The organism is Streptomyces sp. NPDC051940, assembly GCF_040680895.1.
Lineage (GTDB): Bacteria > Actinomycetota > Actinomycetes > Streptomycetales > Streptomycetaceae > Streptomyces.
This window is the reverse complement of record NZ_JBFAXR010000065.1, coordinates 13,295-25,418: the sequence shown is the minus strand read 5'-3', so window position 1 is coordinate 25,418 and position 12,124 is coordinate 13,295. Positions and strand designations below refer to the sequence as shown.

The following is a 12,124-nucleotide window of genomic DNA, read 5'->3' as shown; positions in this document are numbered from 1 at the left end:
TTCATCAGACCGGAGCCGACCCCATCGGGTGACGGCGCGCGAGGGCCCGGCGGGGGCGCCACCCGGCGCGCGCGGGCCCTTCGCGGACGCTACAGCGTCAGCCGCGGCTTCGGTGCGTCCGTACGCCCCGTCGGCGGCCGGCGCGAGCCCGCCCGGTACTGCGCGGGCCAGGGGGCGCCGGGCCCGGCGTAGCCCTGCTCCGCGGCGGCGTGCAGCGTCCAGTGCGGGTCGTACAGGTGCGGGCGGGCCAGGGCACACAGGTCGGCGCGGCCCGCCAGGACCAGGGAGTTGACGTCGTCCCAGGAGGAGATGGCGCCCACGGCGATCACCGGGACGCCCACCTCGGCGCGGATGCGGTCGGCGTACGGCGTCTGGTAGGAGCGGCCGAAGGCGGGGCGTTCGTACGGGACGACCTGGCCGGTCGACACGTCGATCGCGTCGGCGCCGTGGTCGGCGAAGGCGCGCGCGATCTCCACCGCGTCGTCGGCGGTCGTTCCGCCCTCGGCCCAGTCGGTGGCCGAGACGCGGACCGTCACGGGCCGGTCGGCCGGCCACTCCCGGCGTACGGCGTCGAGGACCTCCAGCGGGAAGCGCAGCCGGGCGGCGAGGTCGCCGCCGTAGGCATCGGTGCGGCGGTTGGTGAGCGGGGAGAGGAAGGAGGAGAGCAGATAGCCGTGGGCGCAGTGCAGTTCGAGCAGGTCGAAGCCGGCGCGGGCGGCGCGCCGGGCTGACGCGGCGAACTCCTCGCGGATCGCGGCGAGTCCGGCGGGCGTCAGTTCGTGCGGGGTCTGGTTGACGCCCGGCTGGTACGGCAGCGGGGACGGGGCGACCACCGGCCAGTTGCCGGCGGGCAGCGGCTGGTCGATGCCCTCCCACATGAGCCGGGTGGACCCCTTGCGCCCGGAGTGGCCGAGCTGGACGCCCAGCGCGGTGCCGGGCGCGGACGCGTGCACGAAGTCCGCGACGCGGCGCCAGCCGGCCTCCTGCTCGTCGTTCCACAGGCCCGTGCAGCCGGGCGTGATCCGGCCCTCGGGACTGACGCAGACCATCTCCGTCATCACCAGCCCCGCCCCGCCGAGCGCCCGTGCGCCGAGGTGGACGAGGTGGAAGTCGCCGGGCAGGCCGTCGACGGCCGAGTACATGTCCATCGGCGAGCACACCACGCGGTTGCGCAGGGTCAGTCCGCCGAGCCGGAACGGGGTGAACATCGGGGGCGTGCCGTCCTCGACGCCGGCCTCCGCCTCGACGGCGCGGACGAACGCGGCGTCGCGCACGCGCAGGTTGTCGTGGGTGATGCGGCGGCTGCGGGTGAGGAGGTTGAACGCGAACTGGTGCGGGGGCTGGTCGACGTAGCGGTGCAGCTCCTCGAACCACTCGCGGCTGGCCTGGGCCGCGCGCTGCGTGGAGGCGACGACGGGCCGCCGCTCCGCCTCGTACGCCTGGAGGGCCTCGGGTACGGACGGCTGCTCCGTGAGGCACGCGGCGAGGGCGAGGGCGTCCTCGACGGCCAGTTTGGTGCCGGAGCCGACGGAGAAGTGCGCGGTGTGCGCGGCGTCGCCGAGCAGCACGATGTTGCCCGCGGACCAGCGCTCGCAGACGACCGTGCGGAAGACCGTCCACAGCGAGCGGTTGCCGGTGAGCGGGCGTCCGCCGAGGGCGTCGGCGAAGTACTTGCCGCACCGCTCGATGGACTGCTGCTCGTCGCACCGGTCGAGCCCGGCTCGCCGCCACACGTCCTCGTGCATCTCGACGATGACCGTCGAGGCGGCTGCGGCACCGGCGTCGCCGGCGGAGTACGGATAGCCGTGCAGCTGCATCACGCCGTGCTCGGTCTCGGCGATCTCGAAGCGGAAGGCGTCGAAGGCGAAGGGCGCGGAGAGCCAGATGTAGCGGCAGCGGTGCTCGTCGACGCGGGGCCGGAAGGCGTCGGCGTGCGCGGCGCGGGTCACGCTGTTGACGCCGTCGGCCGCGATCACCAGGTCGTAGGCGGCGGAGAGTTCGGTGGCGTGCGGTGCCTCGGTCCGGAAGCGGAGGTCGACGCCCAGGCCGCGGCAGCGCTCGTGCAGGACGGCGAGGAGGCGGCGCCGGCTCAGGGCGGAGAAGCCGTGGCCGCCGGAGCGCAGTTCGAGACCCCGGTGGACGATGTCGATGTCGTCCCAGCGGACGAACTCCTCGCCCAGCGCGGCGTAGACGGCGGGGTCCGCGTGCTCGATGCCGCCGAGGGTCTCGTCGGACAGCACGACGCCGAAGCCGAAGGTGTCGTCGGGGGCGTTGCGCTCCCAGACGGTGACCTCCCGGGCGGGGTCGAGGCGTTTGAGCAGCGCGGCCGCGTACAGCCCGCCGGGTCCGCCGCCGATCACCGCCACCCGCAACCCGGTCACCGCCCCTGCCACTTGGGGGTGCGCTTCTCGGTGAAGGCCGCGTGGAACTCCTCGTAGTCGGCGCTGTTCATCAGCAGGGCCTGGGTGGCGGCGTCCATCTCCACGGAGGCGGCCAGCGGCATGTCCAGCTCGGCGGTGAGCAGGGCCTTGGTCTGGGCGTGGGCGAGCGCGGGTCCGTCGGCGAGGCGGCGGGCCAGCTCCTGGGCGACGGCGTCGGCGCGTCCCTCGTCGGCCAGCTGACTGATCAGGCCGATGCGCTCGGCCTCGGGCGCGCGGACGGTGTCGCCGAGCATCAGCAGCCGGGTGGCGTGCCCGAGGCCCACGACCCGCGGCAGGAGGTAGGCGGCGCCCATGTCGCCGCCGCTGAGGCCGACCCGGGTGAACAGGAACGCGAAGCGGGCGGAGGGGTCGGCGACCCGGAAGTCGGCGGCGAGCGCGAGCACGGCCCCGGCCCCGGCGGCGACGCCGTGCAGGGCGGCGACGACGGGGAAGGGCGCCTCGCGGATCGCGCGGACGACCTGCCCGGTCATCCGGTTGAAGTCGAGCAGCGAGCCGGTCTCCATGCCCAGCGTCGCCCCGATGATCTCGTCGACGTCCCCGCCCGAGCAGAACCCGCGCCCCTCCCCCGCCAGCACCAGCGCCCGCGTCTCCCCGGTGCGGGCGAGCTCGGCGAGGAGGTCGCGCAGGTCGGCGTACGCGCCGAAGGTCAGCGCGTTGAGCTTCTCCGGCCGCGCGAGCGTGACGGTGACGACACCGTCGACTGCGTCGACCCGGATGTGCTGCCAGTCCTCGGTGGTCGCTGCGGATCCGGTGAAGGGACTCATACGCCGAAGCTATCACCGGTCCGTGACTGTCGTCACGAGGGCGCGATAACTCTGCAGGTGGGCGTCCCGGGGCGGGTTTCAGGAGAGCCGTCCGATGAGGGTGCGGCAGAGGCGCTGCCGTTTCTCGTCCTCCCCGATCACGTCGCCCCAGACGCCGGGGCGCGTCCCGGCGGCCAGGTCCCGTCGTACGAGCGGGAGCGCCGGCTCCGCGGCTCGTCCCATCCGGTCCAGGCAGGCCAGCACGCCCCTCGCCGTGTGGGGGTGCTCCTCCCAGGTCCGGAGCAGTGTGTCCAGCACGGCCGGGGCCTCGGCGTCCCCGGCGATCTCCCAGAGCGCGGCGGCGCTGTGGACGCGGACCCACTCGTAGCGGTCGGTCAGCAGCTCGCGCAGGCGAGGGAGGGCGGCCGCGGCGGGCGGGCCGATCTCGGCGAGGAGTCCGGCGGCTGTGGTGGGATCGCTGCCGAGCAGGTCGAGCACGTGCGGCAGGACCTCCTCGTGATCGCGGCCGACGGCCCACAGCGCCGCCACGGCAGCGGGTCGGACGTGCCGGTTCCGGGAGGCCGCCAGGTCCCGGATCACGTCCAGGGCGGACGCCGCGGCGGGGCCGAACGACGCGAGGCCCGCCAGCGCCGCACCCCTGTCGCTCCACTGGCCGTCCGACGTGCTCAGCTCTGCCGCGATCAGGGGTACCGCCACCGGATCGCCCAGTGCGGCAAGGGCCCGGAGCAGCGGGCCCTCGGCGCCGCCGGACCCGTGCCGATCGCGGTGCGCCCGGCGCAGCCCGGCGCACAGCCGCGGCGCGAGCTCACCGGCCGCCTCCCGCACGGTCCCGGCGACCTCCACCGCACGCCATCTGTCCACCCCGCCGTCCAGCGCCGTCAGCAGGCTCGGCACCGCCCGTACGTCCCCGAGCCCGGCCAGCGCCCGCACCGCCTCCTGGTGGGACCGGCGCAACCGCCGGTCGGGGGCGGCCCAGACCTCGCGTCCGTGCTCCGCGCGCTGCGCGGCGACGTGCGCCGCCAGGGCCTCGCGAGCCGGCTCCGCGATGGCACGGCACTCTTGGAGCGCGGTGGCGGCCTCCGCCGCGACCTCGTGGTCGGTGTCGCGCAGACGCCCGGCCAGGAGCCTGACGAGGGCCGTGTGGTCCCCGCGCCGGCCGCGTATCAGGTCCGCGCCCATCCGTATCGCGTCGAGGCGCGACCCCGGGTCGGGGCTGCGCAGCTGTGCCAGCAGGAGCGCCGTGCGCTGGGAGACACGGGGGCCGAGGGTGGTGTGGAAGGCACGCAGCAGCTCCGTGGTGGGCGCGTACACACGGTTGAGCCGGTCCAGGTGCTCGAAGGCGGCGAGGTCCTGCGGCCGTACCTCGGCGTCCGCCGGACGGCTCGGCTCCGCCGTCGGCGGCGAGGCCCACTCCTCGGCCGGTACGGGAGTGTCCGCGACGCCGCGCAGCAGGGCGATCGCGGCGGGGACGGCATCCTCGCCGATCCGCTCCGGGTCGCAGCGCGCCCGGTGCACCACGGCCGCGAGCCTCGTCGCCGGGTCGACGGCCGTGTCGGCGGCCAGCCCGGCCAGCCATGCCGCCGCCTCCGCCGCGCAGGCCGGCAGGCGCAGGGCCAGGTCGGCCATGGACTCGACGACCAGCAGCCGCTCGACGATCCCGGACTCGGCCGGCAGCCGGTCGCGCAGAACCGCCGCGGCCCGGTCCGCGTCGTCGGGGAACAGCCCCACGGCCGGTATCGCGGCCCTGCGCACGGCCACGTCGGCGTCGCGGGCGAAGCCCACGAACGCCTCCGACCACGCGCGCATGCGCGCCGCGGCCTGCGGGTGGCCCAGCGGCGGCTCGTACCGCACGTCGCCCCGGGCGACGGCCTCCCTGCCGATGCTGACCAGCAGCCCGACGACCGCGGCCCGGTCGGGCGTGTGCCCGTCGCCTGCCAGCTCGAACAGGAACGGCACGCTCGCCGCCGTACAGAGATAGACGTCTCCCTGATGGTGGACGGCGCCGTAGAACTCGCCGAACGCCTGCTCCCGCTCCTGCGCGTCCGGTGAGCGCATCGCCCTCAGCATCCCCGGGACGTTCTCCGCCGAGCCGTACGCGTGCTCCATCGACGCCCAGTCGATGTCATCAAGTCCTTGGAACATGCGAGGTACTTTGCCGGGCACCACTGACAACGCGACCGGCGCGCCGAGTGGTGCGGCAGGGGCGCCAAACGCACGGTGGGGTGTGCGCCGCACAGGCTCGCGCCGGGTGAAACCCGCCGAAGGTCCCGAGTGGCGTACGCCACACGGCACCGGTGTGGGCTACCTACGGCCCTGCTCAGCGGTGCCGGGGACCGTTTACGGTGGACGGGCACGCGAGCGCCGCACAGAGGAACGGATGACCGTCATGCAGTACGCCGGCACAGCCCAGCGGACCCTGTGGAGCATCGAGCTGCCGCACTCCGCCGCCGCGGTTCCGATCGCCCGGGCGCTGATCCGGGACGTGCTGGCCGAGGTCGCGCCGGAGGGCGGGGATCCGGACACCGCCGAGCTGCTCACGGCCGAGCTGGTGGCGAACGCCGTGCTGCACACGCCGGCCGGGACGCCGGTGCGGCTGGTCGTGGAGCTGCTGCCCGCCGGATTCCGGATCGAGGTGCAGGACGGCGCCCCGGAGCCCGTGCCCGGGCTGACCGTGCCGCTGCAGGCGGCGGCGTCGCCGTTCGAGATGCTGCGGCAGAGCGCCCCGGAGCCGGTCGAGGAGCTGTGCGAGAACGGCCGCGGGCTGCTCCTCATCCGCACCCTCAGCGCCGCCGCGGGCTGCCGCCCCACCCCGCACGGCAAGGCGGTCTGGTTCCGCCTCCCCACCGCCGTCTGACCCGAACCCCCCTCATTCCACGGGGAACGCCACGTCGCACACCTCGTCGTCCGGGGGCCGGCGCGGCGAGCAGCTCGCGCGCCTCGGCCGGCGGCATGTCGAGCCGGCGGTAGCCGCTGTACGGGTCGGCCTCGGCCGGGACCAGCAGGCCCTGCGGGTCGTACAGGCGCAGCGCCTTGTGCGACAGCCGTGAGCGGCGCGCGAAGACGCCGATCGCCCCAGGGGCAGGGTCAACGGCTCAGGTGAGCGTTGCGACCAGCAGCGCCTTGATCGTGTGCATGCGGTTCTCGGCCTCGTCGAAGACGACGGAGTGCGCGGACTCGAAGACCTCGTCGGAGACCTCCAGGTACGTCAGGCCGTGCCGGGCGTGGATCTCGCGGCCCACGGCCGTGCCGAGGTCGTGGAAGGCGGGGAGGCAGTGCAGGAACTTCACGTCCGGGTTGCCGGTGGCGCGCAGGACGTCCATGGTCACGGCGTACGGGGCCAGGGCCGCGATGCGCTCGTCCCAGACCTCCTTGGGCTCGCCCATGGAGACCCAGACGTCGGTGGCGAGGAAGTCCGCGCCGGCCACGCCCTCCGCGACGTCCTCGGTGAGGGTGATCCGCGCGCCGGTGGACTCGGCGACGCGGCGGGCCTCGGCGACGACCGCGTCGGCGGGCCAGTACGACTTGGGCGCGACCAGCCGCACGTCCATGCCGAGCAGGGCGCCGGTGACCAGGTAGGAGTTGCCCATGTTGAAGCGGGCGTCGCCGAGGTAGGCCAGCGTCTGCTCCGCCAGGGGCTTCGGGCAGTGCTCGGTCATGGTGAGGACGTCGGCGAGCATCTGGGTGGGGTGCCAGTCGTCGGTGAGCCCGTTGTAGACGGGCACGCCGGCGTACGCGGCCAGCTCCTCCACGTCCGCCTGGGACGAGCCCCGGAACTCGATCGCGTCGAACATCCGGCCGAGGACGCGGGCGGTGTCCTTCACGGACTCCTTGTGGCCGAACTGCGAGCCCGCGGGGTCGAGGTAGACCGTGGCGGCGCCCTGGTCCGCGGCGGCGACCTCGAAGGAGCAACGGGTACGGGTGGAGGTCTTCTCGAAGACCAGGGCGATGTTCTTCCCGGCCAGCAACCGGTCCTCGGCGCCCATCGCCTTTGCGGCCTTGAGCTGCGCCGCCAGGCCGACCAGCTGGCGGATCTCGTCGCCGGTGAAGTCCAGTTCCTTCAGGAAGTGGCGGCCGGTGAGGTCTATCGCCATGGCGGGGGCTCCCAGGTGTCCGATGATTATGCGAATGAGCGCATCACTATACAGGATCACGCTCGACCGGACAGCTCATGCACCGCGGACCGCCCCGCCCCCGGCCCAGCTCGCTGCCCCGGATCTCGATCACCTCGATGCCCTCCTTGCGCAGATGGGTGTTGGTCGTGGCGTTGCGCTCGTACGCGATGACGACGCCCGGCTCGACGGCGAGCACATTGCACCCGTCGTCCCACTGCTCGCGCTCGGCGGCGTGGACGTCCTGGGTGGCGGTGAGCACGCGGATGCCGTCCAGCCCCAGGGCGGAGGCGATCGCGCGGTGCATGTGCTCCGGCGGGTGGTCGGTGACCTTCAGCCCGTCGCCGCCCGAGCCGGGCTCGATGGTGTACGAGCGGAGCATGCCGAGGCCCGCGTACTGGGTGAAGGTGTCGGCGGCCACCATCGTCATCACGGTGTCCAGATGCATGAACGCCCGCCGCTTCGGCATGTCCAGGGCCACGATCGTCCGGGCGGAGCCGGCCTGGAACAGTCCGCGGGCGAGCATCTCGACGGCCTGCGGCGTGGTGCGCTCGCTCATCCCGATGAGGACGGCGCCGTTGCCGAGGACCAGGACGTCGCCGCCCTCGATGGTGGAGGGGTAGTCCTCCTGGCCGGTGGACCAGATCCGGAAGCCCGCGTCGCGGAAGAGCGGGTGGTGCTGGTAGATCGCCTCGAAGTGCACGGTCTCGCGCTGGCGCGCCGGCCACTTCATGGCGTTGATCGACACCCCGTCGTACACCCAGCAGGAGGTGTCGCGGGTGAAGATGTGGTTCGGCAGGGGGCCGAGCAGGAAGTCGTCCGGGTCCATCACGTGGAAGCGGACCGAGGTGGGCTCGTCGAAGGCGGCCAGGTACTCGCGCTTGGTGATCCCGCCGACGAGGGCCTCGCACAGCTCCCGGGAGGACAGTCCGTCGAAGGCGGCGCGGAGTTTGTCCGTGGCCAGCGGGCCGAACTCCTTCTCGTCGAAGACCCGGTCGAGCACCAGGGCGCGCGCCTCGGGGACGCCGAGGCTCTCGGTGAGCAGGTCGCCGAACAGGTGCACCTCGACACCGCGGTCGCGCAGCACGTCCGCGAAGCCGTCGTGCTCCTCGCGGGCGCGGCGCACCCACAGCACGTCGTCGAAGAGGAGGGCGTCCTTGTTGCTGGGCGTGAGGCGTTTGAGTTCGAGGTCCGGCCGGTGCAGGATGACGCGGCGCAGGCGCCCCGCCTCGGAGTCGACCCGGAATCGACGTTCTGTGCGTTCGGAGCGCGCAGTCATGCCCTCACGATGCCACGGCTGATCGGTTTTCACTCCGCTTCGTCGCTTCGCCGGTGAGGCCGCACGTCAGACCGTGCGGCCGCCGTCAGTCGGTGAGGCCGCCCACGACCCGCTCGCCGATCCGGGCGAAGGCGTCGACCTCCTCGGGCGTGAGGAGGTCGATGAAGTGCCGGCGTACGGACTCCACGTGCCGCGGGGCCGCGGCCCGCAGGGTGCGCAGCCCCTCGCCGGTCAGCACGACCACGGCGCCGCGGCCGTCGTCCGCGCTGCCCTCCTTGCGGACGAGGCCGCGCCGCTCCATCCGGGCGAGGTGGTGGGAGAGCCGGCTGCGGGACCACAGCATCCGGTCGGCCAGCTCACTGATCCGGCGCCGGTGCCCCTGACTGTCGCCGAGGGTGGACAGCACGTCGTAGTCCGGTTCGGAGAGCCCGCTGTCCCGGCTCAGTTCGCGCGCGAGCTGGGCGTTGAGCAGCAGGAACATCCGCCGGTACGCCTGCCAGGCGCGCTGCTCGGAGTCGGTGAGCCAGTTCGGGCCGGCGGTCACGGGGTCGTCGTCGATGGTCATGGGGTCCAGGGTAGCGGTTTGGTTGACATGTCATCCACCTTGGTCGTACGGTCATATGCGTGACACGTCAACTATCTCCGGCGCCCGGGCGGCCCCTCCGGCGTACGGCCCAACTGGGCGGCGGGCTCGTGCTGTTCGGGCTGAGCATCGCGCTGCTGGTCAGGGCCGGGCTCGGGCTGCCGTCGTGGGACGTGCTGCACCAGGGGCTGGCACGGAGCACCGGGCTGCCCTTCGGCTGGGTGGTGAACGGCGTGGGCGCGCTGGTCCTGCTGGCCTGGATACCGCTGCGCGAGCGGCCGGGTCCCGGGACCGTCGCCAACGTCGTCGTGGTCGGGTTCGTCGCGGACACGGGCCTGCACGTGCTGCCCGTACCACCGGACGGCGCCTGGGCCGCCCGGACGGCCCTGCTGCTCCTCGGCATCGCGGTCAACGCCCTGGCCACCGGCCTCTACATCGGCGCCGGGCTGGGCCCGGGGCCGCGCGACGGGCTGATGACCGGGCTCGCCCGCCGCGGCCACTCCGTCCGCGTGGTCCGTACCGCCCTGGAGCTCGCGGTGACCGCCGCGGGCTGGCTGCTCGGCGGCACGGTCGGCGCGGGCACCGTCCTCTTCGCGCTGGCCATCGGCCCGCTGGCGCAGTGGACGCTGCGCGTGTTCAGCCTCGCCCCCACTCCCCCGACCCTCGAAGGACGTGTCCGATGAGCCGTCTGTACGTCGTCTCCGCCAGCATCAGGTCCGGCTCCAGCGGGCGGCCGCTCGCCCACTGGGTCGCCGACCGGGCCCGGCGGCATCCGGCCGGGCCCGACGTCACCCTGGTCGACCTGCGCGAGGTGGGGCTGCCGCTGCTGGCCGAGCCGGAGCATCCCGCCGACGGGCGGTACGTCCACCGCAGCACCCGGGAGTGGAGCGCCCTGGTCTCCGCGGCCGACGCGTTCGTGTTCGTCATGCCGATGCACAACGGCGCCTTCAGCGCGCCGTTGAAGAACGCGCTCGACCATCTGTACGCCGAGTGGCGGGACAAGCCCGTGGGGCTGGTCAGCTACAGCGTCGGCAGCTCCGGCGGCGCGCCCGCCGTCGCGATGCTGCGGCCCGTGCTGGAGCGGCTCGGGATGCGGGCGGCCGGGGCCTCGCTGTCGGTGCCGGGGATCGAGGACCGGATCGGGACGGACGGGGAGTTCACCGTGACGCCCGAGGTGGCGGACGGGGTCGGGGCGGTGCTGGACGAGGTCGCCGCCCTGCTCGGGGCGGGCGACACAGCGCCGGTGGGCGCCTGCGCGTAACGGGCCGTCGACTACCGTGACAAGCGTGACGACTCTCTTCCTCGCGCGGCACGGCGAGACCGTTTGGCATGAAGGCAACCGCTACGCCGGCGTCAGCGACATCGGGCTGACCGACCTCGGGCTGCGGCAGGCGGAGGCGCTCGGCCAGTGGGCCGGGAAGGCGGAACTGGACGCCGTGTGGTGCTCGCCGCTGTCACGGGCGCGGTCGACGGCGGAGCCCGCGGCCCGGTCGGCGGGCGTGGACCTCCAGGTCGACAAGGGGCTGATCGAGCTCGACTTCGGTACGGCGGAGGGTCGTACGCTCGCCGAGGTGGCCGTCGACGCGCCCGAGGCCGTGGCCGCGTTCGAGGCGGACCCCGTCGCGCATCCGCTGCCCGGCGAGGAGGATCCGCGGGCGGCGATCCGCCGCGGTACGGCCGCGCTGTGGCGGATCGCGTCGGCGCACCCCGGGCAGCGCGTGCTGGTGGTGTGGCACGGGACGCTGATGCGGCTGGTGCTGAGCGAGCTGCTGGGCATGCCGGCCGGCGAGTACCGCCGCCAGCTCCCCGAGATCCGCAACGGGGCGCTGACGGAGCTGCGCCTCACGGCCCCGGAGCAGGTGGCGCTGCTGTCGTTCAACTCGCGGGTGATGCCCTTCTGATACGAACCCGGCGGGGCACTTGGCACACGTGCTCGATAGCATGCGGGGCCACGTAGAGGCGAGTTACGGGGGGACACCGTGAGCAACTCATTCGGCCCGCCGCCCGGCGGCGACTACGGTCCCGGGCCGGGAGGCGGCTTCGGCCCGCCCGAGGTCCCGCCGCCCGGGCCGCCGGGCGGACCGCCGTACGGCCCCACTCCCCCGATACCGCCCGGACCGCCCGGACCTTCCGCCGGCGGGCCCAACAACGGGCTGATAGCCGCCATCAGCGTCACCATCTCCGTGATCATCACGATCATCGTCGCCCTCTCCCTCCCCGGCGGCGGTGACGACGGCGGCGACGACGACTCGGCAGGCGGCTCCCCGAGCCCCAGCTCGAGTTTCGACACCGGCAGCACGGGCGCCACCGACGACAGCAGCGGTAGCAGCAGCGGCGGTGGGTCCGATCCCGGCGGGGACGTCACCACGCCGGCCTCCGACCCGACCGCGGACGCGTTCCGGGCCGTGGCGTCCGGATCCTGCCTCGCCGTCTGGGACACCGGCAACGGCGGCAAGACCGAGTGGCGCTGGAGCCACGACACGCCCCCGGACCCGGTCTCGTGCCGGAGCGAGGACGCCCTGGTCCAGGTCACCGGCACCAGCGGAGGCTGCTCGACCAGCGACAACAACGGCGTGTGGACGTACCAGTCGGTGTCCACGGGCGAGTCGGTCCAGCTGTGCCTGCGGCGGATCTACCACGTGGGCGGCTGCTTCCTGGCGATCCAGGAGAACAACCGCATCGTGGACATGGGCCCGATGACCGCCGTCGACTGCACGGCGAAGAAGGTCCCGGTCCCGTACAACCAGGTCATGCACATCACCGGCGTCTACAACACGTCCAAGGGCACGGACCCCAGCCTCTGCAGACGCGTGCAGAACGACCAGACGCAGTACTGGTCGTGGACGCTCGACGACGGCGAGACGCTGCTGTGCACGATGGTGTACCAGGGCTGAGGCCCGTACCGCGGTCCGGCCGCGCGCCCCTCGCCGGACGAGGGGCCCGCGCCG

General features: G+C 73.8%; 11 protein-coding genes. 5 read left to right on the top strand and 6 right to left on the bottom strand.

Going from position 1 to position 12,124, the window contains the following annotated elements; translation table 11 throughout:
* Window positions 1-89 precede the first annotated feature (89 nt).
* The 3 genes from AB0M28_RS23975 to AB0M28_RS23965 all read right to left on the bottom strand — a co-directional run bounded on the left by AB0M28_RS23975 (window position 90) and on the right by AB0M28_RS23965 (window position 5,347).
* A complete protein-coding gene (locus tag AB0M28_RS23975) occupies window positions 90-2,372 on the bottom strand; it encodes a bifunctional salicylyl-CoA 5-hydroxylase/oxidoreductase (protein ID WP_365408504.1) in 2,283 nt (760 codons plus the stop codon).
* Between the two features lie 5 nt (window positions 2,373-2,377).
* A complete protein-coding gene (locus AB0M28_RS23970) occupies window positions 2,378-3,205 on the bottom strand; it encodes an enoyl-CoA hydratase family protein (RefSeq protein ID WP_365408458.1) in 828 nt (275 codons plus the stop codon).
* Window positions 3,206-3,283: 78 nt separating this feature from the next.
* Window positions 3,284-5,347 (bottom strand): HEAT repeat domain-containing protein, encoded by a 2,064-nt coding sequence (locus AB0M28_RS23965; RefSeq protein WP_365408455.1) that lies wholly within the window; start codon window positions 5,345-5,347, stop codon window positions 3,284-3,286.
* A gap of 235 nt (window positions 5,348-5,582) precedes the next feature.
* On the opposite strand from AB0M28_RS23965, the gene AB0M28_RS23960 reads away from it, so the two are divergent.
* Window positions 5,583-6,059, top strand: coding sequence for an ATP-binding protein (locus AB0M28_RS23960; RefSeq protein WP_365408452.1), 477 nt, complete (start codon window positions 5,583-5,585; stop codon window positions 6,057-6,059).
* A gap of 238 nt (window positions 6,060-6,297) precedes the next feature.
* Here AB0M28_RS23960 and argF read toward each other — a convergent pair whose 3' ends face one another.
* From argF to AB0M28_RS23945, 3 genes are all read right to left on the bottom strand, one after another.
* Window positions 6,298-7,296, bottom strand: coding sequence for an ornithine carbamoyltransferase (gene argF / locus AB0M28_RS23955; protein ID WP_365408449.1), 999 nt, complete (start codon window positions 7,294-7,296; stop codon window positions 6,298-6,300).
* Between the two features lie 46 nt (window positions 7,297-7,342).
* The gene (locus tag AB0M28_RS23950; RefSeq protein WP_365408446.1) at window positions 7,343-8,593 is read right to left on the bottom strand and encodes an arginine deiminase; all 1,251 of its coding nucleotides are present in this window, start codon (window positions 8,591-8,593) and stop codon (window positions 7,343-7,345) included.
* An 85-nt stretch (window positions 8,594-8,678) separates the two neighbouring features.
* Window positions 8,679-9,158 (bottom strand): MarR family winged helix-turn-helix transcriptional regulator, encoded by a 480-nt coding sequence (locus tag AB0M28_RS23945; protein WP_365408443.1) that lies wholly within the window; start codon window positions 9,156-9,158, stop codon window positions 8,679-8,681.
* Between the two features lie 59 nt (window positions 9,159-9,217).
* Between AB0M28_RS23945 and AB0M28_RS23940 the strand changes: the two genes are divergently transcribed.
* The 4 genes from AB0M28_RS23940 (at window position 9,218) to AB0M28_RS23925 (ending at window position 12,070) form a co-directional block, all read left to right on the top strand.
* The gene (locus tag AB0M28_RS23940; protein WP_365408440.1) at window positions 9,218-9,859 is read left to right on the top strand and encodes a hypothetical protein; all 642 of its coding nucleotides are present in this window, start codon (window positions 9,218-9,220) and stop codon (window positions 9,857-9,859) included.
* Complete coding sequence (locus tag AB0M28_RS23935; RefSeq protein ID WP_365408437.1) at window positions 9,856-10,437, top strand: NAD(P)H-dependent oxidoreductase; 582 nt, start codon at window positions 9,856-9,858, stop codon at window positions 10,435-10,437. Before AB0M28_RS23940 ends, AB0M28_RS23935 begins: the two co-directional genes overlap by 4 nt.
* Window positions 10,438-10,453: 16 nt before the next feature.
* Complete coding sequence (locus AB0M28_RS23930) at window positions 10,454-11,077, top strand: histidine phosphatase family protein (protein WP_365408434.1); 624 nt, start codon at window positions 10,454-10,456, stop codon at window positions 11,075-11,077.
* A 78-nt stretch (window positions 11,078-11,155) separates the two neighbouring features.
* Entirely contained in the window at window positions 11,156-12,070 is a 915-nt protein-coding gene (locus AB0M28_RS23925) for a hypothetical protein (protein ID WP_365408431.1), read from the top strand.
* Window positions 12,071-12,124 lie beyond the last annotated feature (54 nt).

Excerpts from the sequence above, each read along its gene's own strand:
- AB0M28_RS23970 (WP_365408458.1), bottom strand. The coding sequence starts at position 3,205 with ATGAGTCCCTTCACCGGATCCGCAGCGACCACCGAGGACTGGCAGCAC.
- AB0M28_RS23965 (WP_365408455.1), bottom strand. The coding sequence starts at position 5,347 with ATGTTCCAAGGACTTGATGACATCGACTGGGCGTCGATGGAGCACGCG.
- AB0M28_RS23960 (WP_365408452.1), top strand. The coding sequence starts at position 5,583 with ATGACCGTCATGCAGTACGCCGGCACAGCCCAGCGGACCCTGTGGAGC.
- argF (WP_365408449.1), bottom strand. The coding sequence starts at position 7,296 with ATGGCGATAGACCTCACCGGCCGCCACTTCCTGAAGGAACTGGACTTC.
- AB0M28_RS23950 (WP_365408446.1), bottom strand. The coding sequence starts at position 8,593 with ATGACTGCGCGCTCCGAACGCACAGAACGTCGATTCCGGGTCGACTCC.
- AB0M28_RS23945 (WP_365408443.1), bottom strand. The coding sequence starts at position 9,158 with ATGACCATCGACGACGACCCCGTGACCGCCGGCCCGAACTGGCTCACC.
- AB0M28_RS23935 (WP_365408437.1), top strand. The coding sequence starts at position 9,856 with ATGAGCCGTCTGTACGTCGTCTCCGCCAGCATCAGGTCCGGCTCCAGC.